The sequence below is a fragment of the Larkinella sp. VNQ87 genome, from assembly GCF_049445795.1.
Taxonomy (GTDB): Bacteria; Bacteroidota; Bacteroidia; order Cytophagales; family Spirosomataceae; genus Larkinella.
In genome coordinates, this window is the sequence record NZ_JBMSDT010000001.1 from 1 (window position 1) to 20,293 (window position 20,293).

20 protein-coding genes are annotated in these 20,293 nt (G+C 52.9%); 12 read left to right on the forward strand and 8 right to left on the reverse strand.

The window, feature by feature from the left end:
- Both ACO2Q8_RS00005 and ACO2Q8_RS00010 read left to right on the forward strand, forming a co-directional pair.
- On the forward strand, positions 1-1,842 hold a 1,842-nt coding region (locus ACO2Q8_RS00005), incomplete at its 5' end, for a gliding motility-associated C-terminal domain-containing protein (protein WP_423342711.1).
- Between the two features lie 34 nt (positions 1,843-1,876).
- Entirely contained in the window at positions 1,877-2,116 is a 240-nt protein-coding gene (locus ACO2Q8_RS00010; RefSeq protein ID WP_423342712.1) for a hypothetical protein, read from the forward strand.
- Positions 2,117-2,131: 15 nt separating this feature from the next.
- On the opposite strand, the gene ACO2Q8_RS00015 is transcribed toward ACO2Q8_RS00010, so the two are convergent.
- Both ACO2Q8_RS00015 and lysA read right to left on the reverse strand, forming a co-directional pair.
- Complete coding sequence (locus ACO2Q8_RS00015; protein ID WP_423342713.1) at positions 2,132-2,845, reverse strand: YebC/PmpR family DNA-binding transcriptional regulator; 714 nt, start codon at positions 2,843-2,845, stop codon at positions 2,132-2,134.
- 90 nt (positions 2,846-2,935) lie between these two features.
- Complete coding sequence (lysA, locus tag ACO2Q8_RS00020; protein ID WP_423342714.1) at positions 2,936-4,204, reverse strand: diaminopimelate decarboxylase; 1,269 nt, start codon at positions 4,202-4,204, stop codon at positions 2,936-2,938.
- Positions 4,205-4,362: 158 nt separating this feature from the next.
- Here lysA and ACO2Q8_RS00025 point away from each other — a divergent pair, with 158 nt between their 5' ends.
- From ACO2Q8_RS00025 to ACO2Q8_RS00055, 7 genes are all read left to right on the forward strand, one after another.
- A complete protein-coding gene (locus ACO2Q8_RS00025) occupies positions 4,363-4,668 on the forward strand; it encodes a hypothetical protein (RefSeq protein WP_423342715.1) in 306 nt (101 codons plus the stop codon).
- 148 nt (positions 4,669-4,816) lie between these two features.
- Positions 4,817-5,365 carry an RNA polymerase sigma factor gene (locus ACO2Q8_RS00030; RefSeq protein WP_423342716.1) on the forward strand — a complete coding sequence of 183 codons (549 nt, stop codon included), beginning with the start codon at positions 4,817-4,819 and terminating at the stop codon, positions 5,363-5,365.
- Positions 5,362-6,243: an anti-sigma factor gene (locus ACO2Q8_RS00035; protein ID WP_423342717.1), complete on the forward strand. Its 882-nt coding sequence runs from the start codon at positions 5,362-5,364 to the stop codon at positions 6,241-6,243. The genes ACO2Q8_RS00030 and ACO2Q8_RS00035 overlap by 4 nt, the downstream gene beginning before the upstream one ends.
- Before the next feature lie 168 nt (positions 6,244-6,411).
- Positions 6,412-6,975 carry a fasciclin domain-containing protein gene (locus ACO2Q8_RS00040; protein ID WP_423342718.1) on the forward strand — a complete coding sequence of 188 codons (564 nt, stop codon included), beginning with the start codon at positions 6,412-6,414 and terminating at the stop codon, positions 6,973-6,975.
- 101 nt (positions 6,976-7,076) lie between these two features.
- A complete protein-coding gene (gene msrB / locus ACO2Q8_RS00045; protein ID WP_423342719.1) occupies positions 7,077-7,565 on the forward strand; it encodes a peptide-methionine (R)-S-oxide reductase MsrB in 489 nt (162 codons plus the stop codon).
- A gap of 234 nt (positions 7,566-7,799) precedes the next feature.
- Complete coding sequence (locus ACO2Q8_RS00050; RefSeq protein WP_423342720.1) at positions 7,800-10,373, forward strand: penicillin-binding protein 1A; 2,574 nt, start codon at positions 7,800-7,802, stop codon at positions 10,371-10,373.
- A 98-nt stretch (positions 10,374-10,471) separates the two neighbouring features.
- Positions 10,472-10,780, forward strand: coding sequence for a hypothetical protein (locus tag ACO2Q8_RS00055; protein ID WP_423342721.1), 309 nt, complete (start codon positions 10,472-10,474; stop codon positions 10,778-10,780).
- 34 nt (positions 10,781-10,814) lie between these two features.
- On the opposite strand, the gene ACO2Q8_RS00060 is transcribed toward ACO2Q8_RS00055, so the two are convergent.
- Positions 10,815-12,575: an ABC transporter ATP-binding protein gene (locus ACO2Q8_RS00060; protein WP_423342722.1), complete on the reverse strand. Its 1,761-nt coding sequence runs from the start codon at positions 12,573-12,575 to the stop codon at positions 10,815-10,817.
- 141 nt (positions 12,576-12,716) lie between these two features.
- Between ACO2Q8_RS00060 and ACO2Q8_RS00065 the strand changes: the two genes are divergently transcribed.
- On the forward strand, positions 12,717-13,286 hold the full coding sequence (locus ACO2Q8_RS00065; RefSeq protein ID WP_423342723.1) for a DUF4126 domain-containing protein: 570 nt from the start codon (positions 12,717-12,719) through the stop codon (positions 13,284-13,286).
- A gap of 24 nt (positions 13,287-13,310) precedes the next feature.
- Here the strand turns inward: ACO2Q8_RS00065 and ACO2Q8_RS00070 are convergent, their stop codons facing one another.
- The 4 genes from ACO2Q8_RS00070 to ACO2Q8_RS00085 all read right to left on the reverse strand — a co-directional run bounded on the left by ACO2Q8_RS00070 (position 13,311) and on the right by ACO2Q8_RS00085 (position 18,104).
- Positions 13,311-14,390: a dipeptidase gene (locus tag ACO2Q8_RS00070; protein WP_423342724.1), complete on the reverse strand. Its 1,080-nt coding sequence runs from the start codon at positions 14,388-14,390 to the stop codon at positions 13,311-13,313.
- A gap of 41 nt (positions 14,391-14,431) precedes the next feature.
- Complete coding sequence (locus ACO2Q8_RS00075; protein ID WP_423342725.1) at positions 14,432-15,148, reverse strand: membrane or secreted protein; 717 nt, start codon at positions 15,146-15,148, stop codon at positions 14,432-14,434.
- Positions 15,149-15,312: 164 nt separating this feature from the next.
- Positions 15,313-17,520 (reverse strand): molybdopterin cofactor-binding domain-containing protein, encoded by a 2,208-nt coding sequence (locus tag ACO2Q8_RS00080; RefSeq protein WP_423342726.1) that lies wholly within the window; start codon positions 17,518-17,520, stop codon positions 15,313-15,315.
- 95 nt (positions 17,521-17,615) lie between these two features.
- Positions 17,616-18,104, reverse strand: coding sequence for a (2Fe-2S)-binding protein (locus ACO2Q8_RS00085; RefSeq protein ID WP_423342727.1), 489 nt, complete (start codon positions 18,102-18,104; stop codon positions 17,616-17,618).
- 176 nt (positions 18,105-18,280) lie between these two features.
- Here ACO2Q8_RS00085 and ACO2Q8_RS00090 point away from each other — a divergent pair, with 176 nt between their 5' ends.
- Entirely contained in the window at positions 18,281-18,589 is a 309-nt protein-coding gene (locus ACO2Q8_RS00090; RefSeq protein ID WP_423342728.1) for a GNAT family N-acetyltransferase, read from the forward strand.
- On the opposite strand, the gene ACO2Q8_RS00095 is transcribed toward ACO2Q8_RS00090, so the two are convergent.
- On the reverse strand, positions 18,586-19,482 hold the full coding sequence (locus tag ACO2Q8_RS00095; protein WP_423342729.1) for a sterol desaturase family protein: 897 nt from the start codon (positions 19,480-19,482) through the stop codon (positions 18,586-18,588). The two genes, ACO2Q8_RS00090 and ACO2Q8_RS00095, sit on opposite strands and share 4 nt — an antisense overlap.
- A gap of 226 nt (positions 19,483-19,708) precedes the next feature.
- On the opposite strand from ACO2Q8_RS00095, the gene ACO2Q8_RS00100 reads away from it, so the two are divergent.
- Complete coding sequence (locus tag ACO2Q8_RS00100; protein WP_423342730.1) at positions 19,709-20,260, forward strand: outer membrane beta-barrel protein; 552 nt, start codon at positions 19,709-19,711, stop codon at positions 20,258-20,260.
- The last annotated feature ends 33 nt before the right edge of the window (positions 20,261-20,293 follow it).

Genomic DNA, 20,293 nt, shown 5'->3' on the forward strand with positions numbered 1-20,293 from the left:
CAGAACGCCCCCGCCACCGGCACCTTCCGCTGGCAAACCGGCTGTGCCCACGTGCGCGACGAACCCTATGACATCGTCTTCCGCGTCGTCGACCTGCACCCCGGAGCCGGACAAACCCAACTGGCCACCCTGGAAGCCTTCCGCATCAAAATCTACGCCCCCCAGCCCCAGAACCTGACGGCTCGACCGGCCGCCGACCCCGCCGGACGCGCCATCGTGCTCAACTGGAACGCCTACGCCTGCGGACCCTCCGCCCTGCCCACCGGTACGGTCATGGCCATCTACCGCAAGGAGGGCTGTGAAACCGAAACCTTCGACCCCTGCGCCGACAACGACCAGCTCGTCGCCAACGGCTACACCCGCATCGACACGGTCGCTATCGCCCGCACCAGCTACACCGACAACAACCAAAACCAGGGCCTCCGGCGTGGGGTCCAGTACAGCTACCGCATCGTCGTCGAGCTGCCCCGCCCCAACAACGGCCGCAGTGCCGTCTCCCAGCAGGTCTGCGTCAACCTGCCCCAGCAGGTGCCCCTGATCACCAACGTCACCGTCGACTCGACCTTCCAGAGCCGGGGGGTGATCACCGTCCGCTGGACCCGCCCCCCCGGCATCGACCCCACCGACGGCACGGGGCCCTTCCAGTACCGGTTGCTGCGGGCCACGGGCCTGGAGGGCACCAATTTCACGCCCATCGCCACCATCAACACCAGCCTCTCACCCACCGCCCCCGACACGGTCTACACCGACCGCGGCCTGAACACGGTGGACAATGCCTACCGCTACCGCATCGAGTTCTACTACACCGACCCGGCCAGCGGTCAGTTGCAGCGCCTGGATGCCACCGAAAACGCCAGCTCGGTGCGGCTGACGGCCACGCCCGCCGTGCGCAGCATCCAGCTTAGCTGGCAGGCCAATGTCCCCTGGAGCAACGACAACCAGACCCACCGCATCTACCGCTCGCGGACGGGCCCCAACGGCCCCTTCAACCGCATTGCCGACGTGCCGGTGCAAGGGCCCAACACCTTCACCTTCACCGATCCGGGCACCGACACCTATGCGGCCGACGGGCTGCAGCCGGTCACCATGTCCCTCGACAGCAGCTACTGCTACCGGGTGGAAACCGTCGGCCGGTATGCGCCCCCGCTGACCACGCAGTTGCTCTTGAACTACTCGCAGGGGGTGTGTGCCTCGCCCATCGACACCACCCGCCCCTGTCCGCCCCGGCTGGCCATCGACACCGTGAACTGTGCCAGCCTGGCCGCCGATGCCTACTGCAACCAGACGAGCTTTGCCAACACGCTGAGCTGGCAGCCGGGTCAGGGCAGCGGCTGTGAGACCCAGGTGGCCTACTACCGCATCTACTTTGCCGCCTGCGCGGGCCAGCCGCTGGTGCTGCTCGACTCGGTCAATGCGCTGAGCTACCGGCATGAGAACCTGCCCTCGTTTGCGGGTTGCTACGAGGTGCGGGCCGTCAGCCGCAGCGGGCGGGAGAGTGCGGCCAGCAACCGGGTCTGCAAGGACAACTGTCCGTTGCTGACGATGCCGAATGTGTTCACGCCCAACGGCGATGGGCGAAACGATGTCTTTGAGCCGGTGCGGTGTGCACGGTTTGTGGAGTCGGCCGAGCTGACGGTGGTCAACCGCTGGGGGGTGCAGGTCTACCGCAGCAGTGATGCTTCATTGCGGTGGGATGGCAAAAACCAGCAGGGGCGGGCGGTGCCGGGGGGCTTGTACCTGTATCAGATCCGGGTCAAGTTCAAACGGCTGGACTGCTCGGCGCCGGCCGAGACCATCAAGGGGTGGGTCGAATTGCTCCGTGAAAACGGAGGAACCAATTGAGAAAAAGACGGTTTTCGCGCTAAACCAGGGAAGTATGTGGTATTTCACCATCCGACAGGATGATCTATCCAACGCTCAGTACCGGACGTTGCAGAAAGAAGCCAGGCTCACCGAGGTTGAAATTTTCAACGAGCCTTATGATAACTTGTGCGTGTTTGAAGTAGAACGGGAAAAATACCGCGATTTTGTCGATACACTTGACTTGGAGGGCTTGCGGTATGAAGTGGTCAGCGAGCGCCCTAGCCGACAGGATTTACTGGAGAGAATGCGGTAATCGGGAAGGCCCCGATTACCGCATGTTATGGAATACGTTCTGGACATCTTCGTCCTCTTCAATGCGTTCGAGCAATTTTTCGACATCAGCGGCTTCTTCTTCGCTTAGCTCCTTCATGTCATTCGGAATCCGCTCGAATTCAGCCTGTTTTAGCTCATAGCCTTTTTCTTCAAGGTGTTTCTGAATGGCTCCAAATGCTGTGAATTCACCGTAAATCACCAGTTGTCCGGCTTCTTCATCCAGGGAGATCTCGTCGGCACCAAAATCGATCATCTCGAGTTCGAATTCATCCAGATCGATATCGCCCGCCGGAATTCGGAATACACTTTTACGGTCGAACATGAAGTCAAGCATTCCGGACGTTCCCAGAGCGCCCCCGGATTTGGTGAAATAACTCCGCAGGTTGGCCACGGTCCGGTTGATGTTGTCGGTAGCGGTTTCGACCACAATAGCAATGCCGTGCGGACCGTATCCTTCGTAGGTGATCTCTTTAAAATCTTCCTGCTCTTTGGAGGTCGCCCGCTTGATGGCCCGCTCTACATTCTCTTTTGGCATGTTAGCCGCCCGGGCATTCTGAATAATGGCCCGCAAACGCCCATTTGAGCTGGGGTCCGGCCCACCGCTTTTCACCGCAAGGGCAATGTCTTTTCCAATTTTGGTGAAGGTCTTAGCCATCATCCCCCACCGCTTGAACTTTCTGGCTTTCCGGTATTCAAATGCGCGTCCCATCGTCAGTTATGAATTAAGAGTTAAGAGTTAAGAGTTGCGCTGCTAAATTGGATGCGTCCGCCAACTCATAACCGCACGGGCGGCCCCGTCTTAATTCTTAACTCTTAGATTTAAAATGTTTTCTTCTTCAAAATTAAGTTCAACCTGATTACGCACCAAATCCTCGAAGGTTTCGCGCTGGCGGATCAGGTACGGTTTTCCGTCGTACACCAGCACCTCGGCGGGGCGAAACCGTGAGTTGTAGTTGGAACTCATGCTATACCCGTAAGCACCCGCGTTTTTCAGGGCCAGCACATCGCCCGGCCGAACCTGATTCAGCGAACGGTCCCAACCGAGGGTATCGGTTTCGCAGATGTAGCCTACTACTGAATACAGATGCTTCTCACCCGACGGGTTCGATACGTTGACGATTTCGTGGTAGGCATCGTACATCATCGGGCGGATCAGGTGGTTCAGCCCCGAATCGACGGCCACAAAGGTCCGGCCCGGATTCTCTTTGACAATATTTACGTTAACCAGCAGAACTCCGCTTTCGCTCACGAGAAATTTACCCGGTTCAAACCACAACTCCAGTTCCCGGCCGTAGTCCTGACAAAAATGCTGGAATGCGGTAGTTACTTTCCGACCAAGTTCGGCCACATCCGTGCTATGGTCGCCTTCACGGTACGCAACTTTAAACCCGCTGCCAAAATCAAGGAATTGCAGATTTGGATAATCGTGAGCAAGGGCAAACAGAACCTCCGCCCCTTTCAGGAACGCATCCGCGTTCTTGAAATCCGATCCGGTATGAATATGTAACCCAATAATTGGAATACTGTATTGTTCAACCAGTACCCGAATGCGATCCCGCTGGGCAACGGAAATCCCGAATTTGGAATCGACGTGACCGGTCTGGATCTTGACGTTGCCGCCTTCGGCAATGTGTGGATTGATGCGAATGCCCACCGGTTTTCGGTTCCCATAGTTTTGGCCCATCCATTCGAGGAGCGGCAGGCTATCGACATTCAGCCGAACGCCCAGATCCAGGGCTTCCTGAATTTCGGTAAACGATACGCCACTCGGTGTATACATGATCTGGTCGGGTTCGAAACCTGCCAGTAAGGCCAGCCGGATTTCGTTGATCGACACGACTTCGACATCAATGCCCCGGCTGCGCATCAGTTTCAGAATAGACAGATTCGTCAGGGCTTTGGCTGCATACTTGATCTTGAGCGGAACGCCTGTAAATGCCGACTGGAGTGTACCGATTTTTTCGGTAATCTTGTCAGCATCATACACATAGACTGGAAGGCCAAACTGGTTGGCAATGTCCAGAACATCGACGCCCTGGATATGATAACGGTTTTGTTCGAACTGCATGAGCAGGAATATCAGCCAAAATTGAGGTGCAAATATAAACGATTTTACACCATTCCCGGCAACGTATGCTCGACACCCGTGCTTTATTAAATGGTCCTGAACATAAACATTTTGAGGTTAGTTGTGTTGAATTAGTACTCAACGAAGCACGAACAGCCATGAAAATAGTCACGCTTGCCACAGCCGGTCTGTTGTGGATTTCCACACAGACCTACGCCCAGACGCCGTCGCCGAACACGCATGCGCCCGAGCAGACTACGCAACATTTTCCGGAAGGCGACCCGACGGTAAAAATGGATTCGCTAAGAAGTAATCTGGTCAAAGGAACCCAATCGAGCCGAAACGCCCGTCGTACCTCGGAAGCTGCCAAAGCCAGCAGTGACAGCAACGCGAGCACGACGGTTCGGAAGAAAACCACCAAAACCGTCAAGTCGAAAAAAACCGACAACTCGTCGGACCAATAATTTTAGAATTTTTACCCAAAAGCCGTCTGACAGCCAAGCAGGCGGCTTTTTTTATTTTATTTTTTAAAAATAGCCCCACTTGTTCGGTCACATCAATTTATTTGTATTTTTGGCTTCGACCATTTGGTGACAGAATTAATCGGATACCTTGAAGCGTTCAAACCTCCCATTTTCGGAAGAGATACTGGTCAGCAAACTCCAACTGCGGGAAGAACAGGCTTTTCACCTGTTGTACGACCAGTATTCCCCGGCGTTATATGGCGTGATTTTGAAAGTTGTACGCGACGAAGAAACTGCCCGTGACGTTTTACAGGATTCGTTCGTCAAAATCTGGCGGAATATTCCTTCTTATGATTCTCAAAAAGGCCGACTGTTCACCTGGTTGCTCAACATCGCCAGAAATACCGCGATTGATGCCCTGCGCACCCGCCATTCGGGCCAATCAATCCAAACCAGCACCGACATCGTAGATATTGTTGATCAACATCGACAAACACATCAACCCGATGTGGAAACACTTGATTTGCCCGATAAGGTAAACCAACTGAATCCGGATCGCCGAACGGTTATAGATCTGGTTTACTTTTACGGGTATACCCATGAGGAGGTAGCCGAAAAACTCAATTTACCCCTCGGAACGGTCAAAACACGCGTTCGGTCGGCTTTACAGGATTTGAAGAAGTTATTCGGCTCATGAACATTCAAGAATACATCAACTCTGGGATACTCGAAGAGTATGTGCTCGGTACCGTCAGCCCGCAGGAAAAACGGGAAGTCGAGTGTCTATCGAGCATTTACCCGGAAATCCGTCAGGAGCTTGACACGTTGTCGGCTGCGATGGAAGAGTACGCCGAGACGCTGCGCCGTGAACCACCCGCCGAAATCAAATCCTGGTTATTAAATGAGTTAGATTTCGAAAAACCGCAGGATGAGGTAGTCAGTGAACCGACCCCGGTTCTTAGTGAGTCGACACCTGCTGCTACGGAAGAGGACAGCAACATTCGTCCGCTTCATACCGAGGAAATCGACCTAAATTCCCGGCCTACGTTTCGGATCACCTGGATGGTGGCCGCTTCGCTGGGCTTACTAGTTTTGGTTTTTGCTTACTTTCTGTACTCCCAACTCCAGGGTAGCCAGCAAACGCTGACAGCATTACGATCTTCCAACGAACAATTAAGCGACGAACTCCGAATCCTGAAAGCCCGGCAGGCCCAGTCTGACCAGACGCTTGCCATTTTGAAAGAACCCGGAACGCGTGTCGTCCGGCTGAACGCAACTGATACGACCACCGCCAACCTGGCAACGGTCTACTGGAATAGTACGACCGGACAGGTCAATCTGGAAATCGATTCGCTCGTTCGCCCGCCCGAAACCCAGCAATACCAATTATGGGCCATTGTCGATGGCAAACCGGTCGATGCCGGCGTTTTTGAGGTTGGTGAAGAAAACCGGGTGGTGCAACAACCCCAGAAATTTCGGCGGGCCGACGCCTTCGCCATCACGCTCGAACGACGCGGAGGAAGCCCCACCCCGACCTTGTCAGCAATGGTTGTCGTCGGCAATGTGAACTCGTAACACCCTCATTACACTTCATATTCAAGGCTCCGGCGGTTCGTCGGGGCCTTTTTTTATCTTTTTTCTTTCCTGGCAATCCAAATCCGCAGTTGGGGCGTAGGTATTGTGTGAGTCGGTTGCAACCAGATTCTTTTTCGTATTCACACATTTCTCAAATTACATAATCGTATGAAAACCAACGTCAAAGTCGGATTTTTTGCAACCATCCTTGCGTTTTTTATTTCCATTTCTTCGTTTGCCCAAAAACCCAAAGAGGTGGGTGGCGCGATGATGTATCCGAGCAAAAACATTGTTGAAAATGCCGTCAATTCGAAAGACCACACCACACTGGTTGCGGCCGTGAAAGCGGCCGGGCTGGTCGAAACCTTGCAGGGAGCCGGGCCGTTTACGGTTTTTGCGCCAACCAATGACGCTTTCGCCAAACTCCCCGCCGGAACCGTCGACAATCTGGTAAAACCGGAAAATAAAGCGACACTGACCGGTATTCTGACGTACCATGTAGTTCCAGGTAGGCTGGACGCTAAAGCGCTGGCGAAGCTGATCAAAGCCGGAGATGGTTCGGCTACGCTGAAAACCGTCGCCGGTGGTAATCTTACGGCCAAAATGAGCGGAAAAGATATCGTCATTGAAGATGCCAAAGGTGGAACCGCCAAAGTGACCATTTCGGATGTTTACCAGTCGAACGGTGTCATTCACTCCATCGACACCGTGCTAATGCCCATGTCCATGTAATCGAGTGATAGCAAATAGGGACGCTCGAAAGCCACATAGACACCTGTCGTGTGGCTTTTTTCGTTCGCAAACTATCCGTTCCAATAAATTGTTAATCAGGCATGAACCGTCATCTTTTCCTCGGAGCTCTGGGTGCGCTGCTGCTCACCGGCTCGATCGCTTCTATTTCGCCGACCACGGTCAGCGATGATACCAAACCCCGTAAAGTGGTTAAAACGGAGGCAGAATGGAAAAAAATTCTGACACCTCAGCAATTTTACGTTCTTCGTCAACAGGGCACAGAACGGCCATTTACGAGCCCATTAGTCGATAACCACGAAAAAGGGGTATTTAAATGTGTCGCCTGCAAAACGTCCCTGTTCAGTTCCGATACCAAGTTTGAGTCAGGAACCGGCTGGCCCAGCTTTTACAAACCCATTTCCAATCAAAATGTCGTGGAAAAAGTAGACCGCACGCATGGCATGATCCGGACCGAAGTGGAATGCGGAGTTTGTGGAGGGCACCTTGGCCACGTCTTTGATGACGGTCCGAAGCCCACCGGTCTGCGGTATTGCATGAACGGCGTTGCCCTCGAATTTGAGAAGAAATAAGCAAACTCTAATTTGCTGATTTTGAGCCAGCCGCCTTACCGGGCTGGCTTTTTTCATATTATATCGACTAAATTTCCGTTATATTTGCTCAGATGGACGGATTTCTCAATCCGTCTTTTTTGCCTGCAAGTGTAGATTTGCATTTTTTTTACCGGCGTATTCCCAACGTTCCTTCTCAAGGCTGCGAACATTTCGGAATCCGACCTTCGATTTTTAACCGTCAAATTACCCGGCATGAGTAAATTCTGGGGGCAGCTTCGTACCCTTTGGCAAAGCATCACCGGTTTTTTCGGTCGTGTGGGCGATGGCATCAAACGACTGATTTACCGCCTGATGTCAGGTATTTTCGGCACAGAACGCATTGATTCCCTCTCTCATCAATACCGTGCGGTACGGCTACGCTACCACAATTGGCTCAACGCCCGCTTCGATACCCGCTCGCTCGGTTTCAAGATCTTTTACCACACGACCAAGACCCTGATTTACGGGTTCGTGCTGGCCCTGTTCTACGTTTTTGTGCTCGAAACCAACTTTCTGTACCTGACCGGCGAGATGCCCAGCGTGGAGGAACTGAAAAATCCGAAAGTAGCCCAATCCTCCGAGATTTATTCGTACGACAAGGTGCTGTTGGGTCGGTTTTATACCGAGAACCGGACACCGATTGCCTACGAAAATTTACCAAAACCGCTCATAAATGCCCTTATCGCCACCGAAGACGTGCGATTTTATGAACACTCCGGAATCGACGGACGCAGCCTGGGCCGGGTTGCCTACGGCGTTTTGACCGGCAATAACGCGGGCGGGGGCAGTACGATTACGCAACAATTGGCTAAAAACCTCTTCAAGACCCGGCGCCGGGATTCGCGGGGGTTGCTGTACAACGTGCCGCTCGTTCGAACGGTTATTCTGAAAACCAAGGAATGGCTCATGGCCATCAAACTGGAACGGAATTTCTCGAAGGAGCAGATTCTGACCATGTACTTCAACACCGTCGATTTTGGCAGCAATGCCTACGGAATCAAGACGGCCGCCCGGACGTATTTCAGCAAATCGCCCGACAGCCTCAATGTGCAGGAAGCTGCCGTATTAGTGGGTTTGCAAAAGGCCACAACAACGTATAACCCGCTGATTAAACGAAACTTCGAGAAATCGCGCAACCGCCGGAACGTGGTCATTGCCCAGATGCAGAAATACGGTTTTCTGACAAAGCCCCAGGCCGATTCGATCAGTAAGCTGCCGCTGGTTACCCGGTTTAGCCCTGATAATCCGTATGCCGGACCGGCCAATTACTTCAAAAACGCCGTGGTCGATGTGGTGAAGCGGTGGGGCGAAGAAAACGGCTATGACCTGTATACGGACGGTTTGAAGATCTATACAACCGTCGATTCGCGCATGCAGAAACTGGCGGAAGAGGCCGTGGCCGAAAAAATGAAGCAGTTGCAGCGGACGTTCGACAACCACTGGTCGGGCCGGAATCCCTGGACCGACGAAGACGGCAAGGAAATTCCGGACTTTCTGAACAGGGTTGCTCAACGCACCGAACGCTACAAGGCTTTGCTTCAGAAGTTTCCGAACCAGCCCGATTCCATCAATTACTACATGACGGTCAAAAAAGACAGCATGACGGTTTTTTCCTGGAGCGGGCCGCAGAAAAAATACATGACGCCGATGGATTCCATTGCCTACTACAAACGGTTTTTGCAGGCTGGCTTAGTAGCCATGGACCCGCATACCGGTTTTATCCGGACCTGGGTAGGCGGAATCGATTACGAATTTTTCAAATACGACCACGTAAAGCAAGGAAAACGGCAACCGGGATCCACCTTCAAACCCTTCGTCTACGCGACGGTGATTGACGATTCCACCATTAACCTGGGCCCCTGCGACCGTCGGCGCGACGAACCGTTCCGGAAGGAATACATCAACGAAAAAGGCGAGGAAGATTTCTGGGCACCCAAAAATTCGGCCGGAACATTCTCTTACTCCAACATGACCCTGCGCCGGGCGATGGCGCGGTCGATCAACTCCGTGACGGCCCAGCTCACCAATGACGTGGCAACTCCGCAACGGGTGGTCGAATATGCGCACCGTATCGGGATCAAAAGTCCGTTGGCTGCGGTTCCCTCCATTGGCCTGGGTTCATCGGATGTTTCGCTCTACGAAATGGTAGCCGCTTACTGCACGTTTGCCAACAAAGGCGTGTACACGGAGCCGTTGCTGGTAACCCGGATTGAAGATCGCGACGGCAAGGTTATCGAAGAGTTTGAGCCCGAAAAAAAACAGGCGATTCGGGAAGAATCCGCTTTTCTAATGCTTCACATGCTGCGGGGTGGCCTGGAAGAGTCGGGGGGCACCTCGCAGAATCTCTGGTCGTACGATCTGTTCAAAAACCGCAACCAGGTGGGCGGCAAAACCGGGACTACGTCGAACAACTCCGACGGCTGGTTCATGGGTGTCACCCGTGACCTGGTGGTCGGGGCCTGGGTGGGTGGCGACGATCGCAGCATACATTTCCGGTCGACCGATATGGGCGAAGGGGCGAAAACTGCGCTCCCGCTGGTCGGGCGGTTTTTGGAGAAAGCATACCGGGAAAAGTCCCTGAAACTGTATCAGGGTCCATTCGATAAACCGTCGGTTCCGATCACGAAGGATTACCTGAACTGCCCCGGCGGTGGCGATGAAGAAGATGACATGGCCGATGATTCAACAGATGTGGAAATTCCGGCCGATTCGCTGTTTATTCAACCTCAGGCTCCCGAATCCGTCGATCCGCCCGACACCACGCAGGGTACCCAGCCCTTCCGTTAATGCTTCAGGCCAGCCCTACGGTTGGCCTTTTTGTTACCCATCCCGAAAACCAACACCCGCGCTGAATAGTTATTCCAGGATACCATCAACGCAAACACATGACACCATCACAAAATCCGAACCTCCATCCGCTGAAGAACATTGTTCCCGCGGACGGGTCTGATGCGGAAAATCTGTCGGAGATTCCATCCGGGATTCCATCGGGGATGGACAATGACCCAAATGCGGATGAGGAAATCATTGATCAAACCGGGCCACAGACCAGCGACCAGGAAACCACCCTGGAACCCAACGCAAACGGTATTGGCCGGATTCCGTCCGAGCAATCGCAGGATCCCACCAGCGACGACAATCTGACCGAAAAAATAGCCTACGCCCTCAACGGAGCGGAACCAAAAAGGAGTTAAGACGGGGCCGCCCGTGCGGTTATGAATTAACTCATCAAACCATTTCTTTGTATTGCATGCGGTAGAGGTTGGCGTAGGCGCCTTCGTGTTGGAGGAGTTCTTCGTGGGTACCTTGCTCGACAATCTGCCCTTTGTCAACTACAATGATTTTGTTGGCTTCCCGGATAGTGGATAGCCGGTGGGCAATGACGATGGCTGTACGGCCTTTCATGAGTTTTCCGATGGCAGACTGAATAAGGGCTTCCGTTTCGGAATCGACGGACGAGGTTGCTTCGTCCAGCACCATGATGCGCGGATTATAGACCATCGCCCGCACAAACGAAATCAATTGCCGCTGGCCAACCGAGAGCGTTGAACCGCGTTCCATGACGTTGTAATCGTAACCGCCCGGCAGTCGCTCGATGAATTCATGAACGCCCACCAGTTTAGCAGCTTCAACGATCTGTTCGCGTTTGATGGCTTTATTGCCCAGCGTAATATTGTTTTCAATGGTGTCGGAAAACAGAAAGACATCCTGCAACACCACGCCAATGCTCCGTCGCAGCGCTTCCAGTTTATAATCGTGAATTTCGATGCCATCGATCCGGATTTCACCTTTGTTAATGTCGTAAAACCGACTTAACAGGTTGATAATCGACGACTTTCCGGCCCCGGTTGCGCCAACGAAAGCCACGGTTTCGCCTTCCTTGACGGAGAAGGAAATATCTTTCAGGACGTAGTTCTCATCATTGTAAGCAAACCAGACGTTCTTGAACTCCACATTGCCCTTCCAGCTAGTCGGCTCGTAACTCCCAGTATTCGGCGTAAAATCGTCGCTATCAAGCAGTTTCAGAATCCGGTCAGTGCTGACGATACCCATTTGCAAGGTGTTAAACCGGTCGGCCAGCATTCGGATGGGTCGGAAAAACAGGTTGATAAACATAATGAAAGCCGTCACCGTCCCATACGTAACCTCCTGATTCAAAATTTCTTTGGCACCGTACCAGACCACCAGGCCGGTGGCCGCAGCCGACAGAATATCAGCCACCGGATAATATACCGAGTAATACCAGATCGACCGGATGTTCGCCTTCCGGTGTTCGTTGTTGATCTGCTTGAATTTATCGGCCTCAATCCGTTCGCTTCCGAAAATTTGCACGATATTCATCCCGGTGATATGTTCCTGGACAAACGAATTGAGATTGGCAACGGCCGTGCGGACTTCGTTGAAAGACACTTTGATCTTTTCCTTGAAAATGTACGTACTGAGCAGCATCAGCGGGATCATGGACAGGCTAATGGCCGATAGCCGCCAGTCGGTGTAAAACATGACGGCAATGATCAGCACCAGTTGCAGAATATCCCCCACGATGGCGGCCATGCCTTCGCTGAACACGTCAGCGAGGGTTTCAACATCCGAAATGGTGCGGGTGACGAGTCGACCGATGGGCGTATTGTCGAAGAACTTAAGCCGCAGTTGCAGCACTTTTTCGTACAGTTGAACCCGGATGTCCCGAATGACGTGTTGTCCCAGCCAACCCGATAGGTAGGTGTTAAAAAATTGGATGACGCCCTGCAACACCAGCACGCCGATCATCAGGATGAGCATGTTGGTCAGGCCCGCGTAATCGCCGGTAGCAATTTTAGCGTCGATGGTGTAACGAATAAGCAACGGACTGAGGGGCGCCAGCACAGCGCTCAGCAGAATAATCAGCACCAGAGCATAAAAATGCATCTGATAGGGTTTGACAAACGCATACAGCCGACGCAGGGTAATCCAGTCAAAAATCTGACCGCTCTTGGTTTCGGTATTCACAGAAGGCAGTTAGTTGGAAGGTTTCCGATGTAACAGAAATAGAGAGTTAAGAGTTTAGAGTTAAGAATTAAGAGTTAAAAAACTCACCTTCGCTCTAAAACAACAACTCTTCACTCTTCACTATTAATTCTTAACTCATTTATGGAATGGTTTTTAAGTCTTTGTCTGGGAATTGCGCTGAGCGCCTGCTGCGGTTTCCGAATCTTCGTTCCCATGTTGGTTTCGTGTCTTGCATTGAAACTAGGCTGGATTGCTGTGACACCCGGTTTTGAATGGATGAATACCTGGACAGCCCTATTCGTGCTAGCAACGGCCACCATCCTGGAAATCGGTGCCTATTACATCCCCTGGCTCGATAATGCCTTTGATACCATCGCCACGCCGGTTGCGTTCGTGGCCGGAACCATTCTGACAACCTCATTCATTGATGTCGATATTCCGATGCTCAAATGGGGCCTCGGCATGGTCGCGGGAGGAGGTGCTGCAAGCCTGATTCAGGCCGGAACCACCCTGCTCCGGATCGGATCAACGGCTACAACGGGCGGTTTGGGCAACCCGGTGGTCGCAAGCGCCGAAAACCTGGCTTCCTTTGGTCTTTCCTTCCTGGCGGTTCTACTCCCATTGGTCGCGGCTTTTCTGGTTTTGCTGATTATCGGTTTTTTCATCCGGCTGATGCTCACCCGGAAACGTCAGCCCCGGCAGAGCGTCTGACCAGACTATCCGAAACCGGCGCGTCTATTTCCAGGCGTTCCGCAAGAACCGAAGCCAGTTTTTGTAGAAAATATTTTCAATATCCTCCGTCGAATAGCCGCGTCGGGCCAGCAAACCAGTCAAGTTTTGCAGGTCGGCAATGGTGTCCAGATCGGTCGGCGACTGTTCCGTTCCGTACGTACCATCCAGATCGCTGCCGATGGCGATGTGTCGGCTGCTTCCGGTCAACTGGCAAATGTGGTCGTAATGGTCGATGATGGTTTCGATCGTGATGCCGAAGTCGGCCGGGTTACTGGTACGCTGTGTAAAACCAGGTTTCATCATCCAGGCATCGAAACATCCGCCAATCACGGCATCCCGCTCGGCCAATTGCCGAATCTGGTCGTCGGAAAGCTGCCGTTGATGGGGAGCCAGCGCCCGGCAGTTGTGGTGGCTCGCCCAAACCGGGCCTTCGTACAGTTCGAGCGCTTCCGCAAATCCTTCGTCGGTCAGGTGGGTCACGTCCAGAATGATGCCCAAACGATCCATTTCCAGCACCAGTTCACGGCCAAGGGGAGTCAATGGACCGGTCAGGCCTGTGCCGGGCGCATACCGCCCCGTGCTGTAATGTGCCGGTCCCAACGCCCGTAACCCGTAGGCATACGCTTTCTCCAGATACGACAGGTCGATCAGCGAATCAGCCCCTTCCAGACTGAGGATATAGCCCACCGGTTTTTCCTCGTCCGGAATGGCTTCATTGAGCCAAAGAGCGACATGCTGCTCCAAACCAGCCCGATCCTTGATCTGGACCATTTCCCCGGCGTCCTGCATAGCCTCATACCACGCCCGCTGCGCCTGGGTCATAGCCCAGGCCTGGTGCGGTGAATTCCAGCCTGCTCCCGGCAGGTTGCCGTTGCTCTGGTTGAACCGGGCGATCTGCGTAGCCACCACCAACCCGATTTGACCCCGACGCAAATCCGGCAACGAAACCGTGCCCCGCGCGCGGTCGATCTTGTCGGTTAGGCCCGCTTCCCGTTCTCTGATTTGGTGCGCCGACAGCCGATAGTCACGGTTCCATTCAATGGCATTCAGGGAAATATCCAGGTGGGCATCAATTAAAAACATAACCGTAAACTATAGACCGAAAACCGTACACTTTTCATTACTTACTTCTCCCGACTCCACACTTCGCTCACCTTCCCCCCCGTCGAGCTTTGGCCCCGGTGGTACCAGTCGTTGCCCTTCAATTCGGCCTCAAACTGGAGCGAACGCCCTACGCGGCTGTTGTCGCGGGAAAAAAAATCGATGGTTTCGGTATACTTGCCATCCTTGTAAGTATAGGTCCCCCCGCCAGTTCCCGAAAACTGTTTGGTTTCGGGATTAATAGCCGCCCATTGAAACCGGGTACCCGTCAGTAGTTTTAACGTTTTTCTGGCCGTTCGCTGGCGGGTTCTTATCTGCCCGTTGTCGTCAATATTACCCGTGATGCGCCACAGACCGGCCATCGGGGTCTGGGCCGATGGCTGATCAAACCGTTCATAGGTTTCGGTTCCGCCCTCACTCGTCAACACCAACCGGTTATCCTTGAATGAATCAATTGTCAGGGTTTGCGTGGTTCCGACCTGGGTGCTGTCTTCGCTGTTGAACTCCTGGGTGATCTTCAACTGCTTTCCGTCGGTCTGGTAGGTTCCGCCCTGCGTTCCCAAAAACCGGTTGGGTTCGTAAAACGTACCCATCATGTAATTATCCGACAAGACAAAAACCACCGAAGGCCCACCGCTATTAACCAGACGCCAGGCACCGGCCAGCGAAGGAGCCGCCTGACGCGAAGCAGTAAGAATCAAGGCTGTCAGACAAAGGCAAAACAAGGATGTAAGTTTCATGGCATGGGAATGGGTTTAGTAGAAAAGAATGAATGCTTTTGTTGCGGGAAAGTTACGCGAAAATACGATCGGTTTTCAATTCACCATCATCTGCCAAAACGCTAGTTCCCTGATCCATCCCGAACGGCTGAATCAGGGAACCCATTTTTGTATCCTTTCTGCTTCTACAGCTTTGCCAGATCAATTGGCAACGTACGCACCCGTTTACCGGTGGCAGAAAAGATCGCGTTGCACAGGGCCGGAGCTACCGGTGGCAAACCGGGTTCGCCAACACCTCCCGGCTCTTCCTCATTTTCAATGATGTGTATCTCGACCTCGGGCATTTCGTCGATGCGCATCGCCCGGAAATTGTGGAAATTACTCTGGTCGGCCTGGCCGTTGGTAAAGGTAATCCCGTCCTTGATGGCCGCCGACAGCCCATAAACAATATTGCCCTCGGTCTGCGCCCGCACATTATCTGGACTCACATACATACCACAATCCAGCACCGTCACGACTTTCCTGATTTTGACGCCTTGGGCGGTTTTTTCCACCAAAACCACGTGAGCACACTGGCTGGCAAACGAGCGGGCGATGGCGACGCCTTTCCCCTGTCCCGCCGGAAGTTGTTTGTCCCAGCCCGATTTCTCGCGCAGCACATTCAACACGTTGATAAAGCGCTTCGCCACGGCATCGTCTCCCGCCTTTTTGAGCAATTCCAGCCGGAGCGCCAGCGGATCTTTCCCGGCGGCATGGGCCAATTCATCGACAAAACTTTCATGCCCGAAACTGCCGTTCGACGGATACACCGAGCGCCACCAGACAATCGGAATCTCGGTTTTAACGCTGCTATTACTCACAACGGCATTGGGGAACGCGTAAGGGCTTTCCTCCTTGCCGATTCCCTCCTTCGCCCAGTCGTCGGCCTTTCCATCCAGATTGGCCCGGAAGACCTGTCGTTGAATGGATTCACCGATAAATTTGTGCTCAAATGCGACGACATTTCCTTGATTATCAACGGCTCCCCGCATGGCGCTGAGCATTCCGGGCCGGTACGGTCCCTGTGTAATGTCGTCTTCCCGCGTCCAGACCACTTTCACCGGCGCTTTTGCCTGTTTCGATAAATGAACGGCTTCCAGCACAAAGTCCAGATACGCTTTCCGGCCAAAGGCTCCACCCAGAAAAGGCACATGCACCGACACTTTTTCGGCCGGAATCTTCAAATAGCTCGATACCTCCTGAATTGCGCCATCCGGGCCCTGCACGGGCGCCCAGATTTCACAGCTTCCGTCGGGTTTGACATGGGCAATTGCCACTTCCGGTTCCAACGGCGCGTGGGCCAGAAAGGGCGTTTCGTACAAGCCTTCCAGCTTTTTCGGTGCATTTTCATAGGCGGTTTTAAAATCACCCGTTGTGTAGTACGGAATGGCGTCCTGTTTGCTCTTTTCACGCAGCTCACTGAAATAGCGTTCGGTCGTCATCGACTCATAACCGGCTTTATCCCAGGTTATTTTGAGCGCCCGACGTCCCTGCAAAGCCGCCCAGTAGTTGGTCGCCAGTACGGCCACGGCTTCCGACGTCCGGTGCGGCATGGGCCGTTCGGTTTTCACCACGGCTTTGACTCCCGGTATTTTTTTCGCCTGCGAATCATCAATCGAAACAACTTTTCCGTGCAAAACCGGGCAGTGCTCGATGCTGGCGTACAGCATGCCTGGAACCGTCATGTCCATGCCGAAAACCGCCTTTCCGGTTACTTTCGACGGAATGTCCGCCCGTTGCGCGGGTTTCCCGATCAGTTTGAAATCCTTCTTGGCTTTCAGCGTCACTTTTTCCGGAACCGGCAGTTTCGAGGCCTCATCGGCCAGTTCACCGTAGGTCAGGCTTCTGCCCGACGGTTTGTGTTTGATGGTGCCGTCTTCCGCGTAACACTCCCCGACCGGCACGTTCCAGCGGTTGGCGGCAGCCGTCGTAAACATCTGGCGAGCCGCGGCCCCCACCTCGCGGAGTCGCTTCCAGCCCGTGCGGACGGTACTGCTCCCGCCCGACAACTGGCTCCCGTATTTGCGCAAACCGTTGGATTGCTGCACGGTGATTTTGTCGAGCGATACTTCGAGTTCTTCGGCAATCATCGTCGGCACGGCCTGCCACGACCCCTGTCCCATATCCGGCCGGTGGTTGATGAGGGTGATACCGCCCGTGTTGTCGATGATGATGAACGGATTCAGTTCAAAAGCTAACACCGCATTGGGCGATTCGGCTGCGGTATTCGGATTAACAACCTGAAAACCCGCGCCGTTGGCCTGGGTCGTGAAGCCGAGCCAAAAACCGGCTCCGGTCAACCCGGCGGCTTTCAGAAACGATCGGCGGTTTATGGAAGAAGAAACTTGTTTCATTTTTTGAATGATGACGGGGCCGCCCCGTGCGGTTATGAATTATGAATGATGAATTATAAATACGTCAACCCACTCATAATTCATCATTTTTTTACCTATTCTTTTCCACTCGAAACCGTCACCTTGTTGAGTTGGGCGGCTGCGTGGATGGCTTTACGTATACGGGTATAAGTTCCGCACCGGCAGAGGTTGCCACTCATGGCGGCATCGATGTCAGCATCGGTCGGGTTCGGCTTGTCGCGCAGCAGGGCCACCGCCGACATAATTTGCCCGGATTGGCAATACCCGCACTGCGGGACTTGTTCGTCAATCCAGGCTTGCTGAACCGGGTGCAGCTTGGTTTCGGAGCCGATTCCTTCGATGGTCGTTATTTTTTTCCCGGCAATCGCCGAAACCGGCATTGAGCAGGAACGAATGGGCGTTCCATTTAAATGGACCGTACAGGCTCCGCATTGGGCCATGCCACATCCGAATTTGGTGCCTTTCAGACCGATAATATCCCGGACAGCCCAAAGCAAAGGCATTTGGGGATCAACGTCGATGGACTGTTTCTTTCCATTCAGCGTGAAGGTAACTAAAGCCATAGGTCGTAGAATTTATGCGCCTTAATTTCCGGAAAATTGGTCATTTTGCCAAGGCATCCCGGACCGTTCGCTCTTTTATTCGACAAACGACATGATTTCCCTTACAAAATACCCATAAAAATTAACATATTGTCTGGATTTAGGTTACCTTCACGATAACCTAAAAACTCCTCGCCATGAAAACTCAGGAACTCGCAGTGACCATCAACCGGGCCGAAAACCGCTTTGAACTCGAACTCGAAGGCAAGCTCTCCTTTGTCAGCTATTTTCCGAAAGATGATCAAACGTTAGTTTTGACGCATACGGAAGTCCCTGTCAACTTGAAAAGAAGCGCGATCAGCAGTCTGTTAATAAACGGAATGATTCAATACATTCAAAAGTACAACCTTAAAATTATTCCGCTCTGCTCATCGGTAACTTCCTATCTGCTGCGACATCCGGAGTATAGCCACTTGGTTAGCCCCGATTACCTGAGAGTGTGTTAATCGTTCAACGTCTTAACCACTTTAGCCTGTTTAGAAACGGTTTCCCGAAGTTGTCGGGTGGTTTTCCGTGACCCATCATGACTCCAGCCCGGCGGTCCGAACAAATACCGCACAGCATGCTGAATTGAACCTGCTCTGAACACATCCCGGCCCAGATCAACCCACTCATGAAAAGCAATCCGAACCGGGTTGTGTGTCTCAATATTCTTCGTCAATCCGTACGAAGGACGCTCCTGTTCCGGTTGAAACGTACCGAACAGCCGGTCCCAGATGATCAGTACCCCGCCGTGGTTTTTATCCAGGTACTTCAAATTCGAGCCGTGATGAACGCGATGGTGCGAGGGTGTATTGAAAATCGCTTCGATCCAGCCCGGAAGCCGGTGAATCAGTTCGGTATGAATCCAGAACTGGTACAACAAACTGACGGCCTGCATGGTCATGACAGCCGCCGGGTGAAAGCCGAGCAGGGGTAGCCAGATCCAGAAAAGAAACGCTCCACTCAAATTACCGGTCCAGGTTTGCCGCAGCGCCGTGCCCAGATTGTATTTCTGTGAAGAATGGTGAACCACGTGCGAAGCCCAGAAATACCGGCTGCTGTGACTGATTCGGTGAAACCAGTAGTACGAGAAATCATCCGCAAAAAACAGGATTACCCAGGCCCACCACCGGGTCAGATCGATGGTCAAAAACCGGTATTCGTAGACCAGCGAATACGCTCCGAAAACCAGCAGTTTACCGACTAAGCCGATAATCACATTTCCGATGCCCATTGACAGGCTGCTTAGCGTGTCGCGTGTCGCATAATAATCCTTCTGCTGGATTGCCGTTACCATGACCTCCGCCAGCAACAGAATTACAAAAGCCGGAATGGCATAATGAATCACATCATCCATAGTAGCCTGACTGAAAAGAATAACCAAATATACATTTTTCAAGATCATTCTAGACAAAAACAGGTGGCGATTTGTTGCTTTATCAAATTAAAATCCGTCCGCATATAGGGTGTTTTCTTCCGTTTAGCCCGATTATTCGCTACGCCCACGTAACTTTTTCTGACCTGCTCCGTCTCAAGGTAAAACATTTGAAAACCAACAACCTGTTTTACCAATTAGAAAACAAATGAGAAAAGTAACGATGAGTTTGATGCTGTCCGTTTTGACGATAGCTGGTGTGTATGCCCAAAAAAATACGGTTTTAGTTTACGGCTCCGTCGGGGCCAATTCACAGAAATATGCCGACGGCTCAAAAGCCAATCAATTTCACTTTTCACCGGCTGCTGGGTATCAGTTCGACGACCACTGGACGGCCGGCCTGACCCTGACGACCGAACGTGGCAAAACCGAGATCGACCTGGGGGAACTGAAAACATCCGCCTTTGCGGTCGGTCCGTTCATTCGGTACGCCGTTCCGCTCTCCGACATTTTTGCGGTCTATGGTCAATTTAACGCCGATGTGTTGTCATCAAAAGTGGGTGATGCAAAGTCTAACGGTTTCCGGGGCACTTTCTTCCCGGCAATCGGTGTTAATATGAAAAATGGTTTTGCCCTGAACTTTAACTTTGGCAACCTGAGTTTTAGCTCGTTGAAAGCCAAAGGTGCTTCCGAGAGCGCAACTAATTTTGACATTAGCTTTGGCAGCGGAGCCGGTTTTGGCATCTCAAAGAACTTTTGAGTTTGATGATAGTGAGAGTAGAGTAGTATTTGT

Excerpts from the sequence above, each read along its gene's own strand:
- ACO2Q8_RS00100 (WP_423342730.1), top strand. The coding sequence starts at position 19,709 with ATGAGAAAAGTAACGATGAGTTTGATGCTGTCCGTTTTGACGATAGCT.
- ACO2Q8_RS00080 (WP_423342726.1), bottom strand. The coding sequence starts at position 17,520 with ATGAAACAAGTTTCTTCTTCCATAAACCGCCGATCGTTTCTGAAAGCC.
- ACO2Q8_RS00070 (WP_423342724.1), bottom strand. The coding sequence starts at position 14,390 with ATGTTTTTAATTGATGCCCACCTGGATATTTCCCTGAATGCCATTGAA.
- ACO2Q8_RS00095 (WP_423342729.1), bottom strand. The coding sequence starts at position 19,482 with ATGGATGATGTGATTCATTATGCCATTCCGGCTTTTGTAATTCTGTTG.
- ACO2Q8_RS00055 (WP_423342721.1), top strand. The coding sequence starts at position 10,472 with ATGACACCATCACAAAATCCGAACCTCCATCCGCTGAAGAACATTGTT.
- ACO2Q8_RS00075 (WP_423342725.1), bottom strand. The coding sequence starts at position 15,148 with ATGAAACTTACATCCTTGTTTTGCCTTTGTCTGACAGCCTTGATTCTT.
- ACO2Q8_RS00025 (WP_423342715.1), top strand. The coding sequence starts at position 4,363 with ATGAAAATAGTCACGCTTGCCACAGCCGGTCTGTTGTGGATTTCCACA.
- ACO2Q8_RS00040 (WP_423342718.1), top strand. The coding sequence starts at position 6,412 with ATGAAAACCAACGTCAAAGTCGGATTTTTTGCAACCATCCTTGCGTTT.
- ACO2Q8_RS00085 (WP_423342727.1), bottom strand. The coding sequence starts at position 18,104 with ATGGCTTTAGTTACCTTCACGCTGAATGGAAAGAAACAGTCCATCGAC.
- ACO2Q8_RS00050 (WP_423342720.1), top strand. The coding sequence starts at position 7,800 with ATGAGTAAATTCTGGGGGCAGCTTCGTACCCTTTGGCAAAGCATCACC.
- ACO2Q8_RS00090 (WP_423342728.1), top strand. The coding sequence starts at position 18,281 with ATGAAAACTCAGGAACTCGCAGTGACCATCAACCGGGCCGAAAACCGC.
- ACO2Q8_RS00065 (WP_423342723.1), top strand. The coding sequence starts at position 12,717 with ATGGAATGGTTTTTAAGTCTTTGTCTGGGAATTGCGCTGAGCGCCTGC.
- ACO2Q8_RS00035 (WP_423342717.1), top strand. The coding sequence starts at position 5,362 with ATGAACATTCAAGAATACATCAACTCTGGGATACTCGAAGAGTATGTG.
- ACO2Q8_RS00015 (WP_423342713.1), bottom strand. The coding sequence starts at position 2,845 with ATGGGACGCGCATTTGAATACCGGAAAGCCAGAAAGTTCAAGCGGTGG.
- msrB (WP_423342719.1), top strand. The coding sequence starts at position 7,077 with ATGAACCGTCATCTTTTCCTCGGAGCTCTGGGTGCGCTGCTGCTCACC.
- lysA (WP_423342714.1), bottom strand. The coding sequence starts at position 4,204 with ATGCAGTTCGAACAAAACCGTTATCATATCCAGGGCGTCGATGTTCTG.
- ACO2Q8_RS00010 (WP_423342712.1), top strand. The coding sequence starts at position 1,877 with ATGTGGTATTTCACCATCCGACAGGATGATCTATCCAACGCTCAGTAC.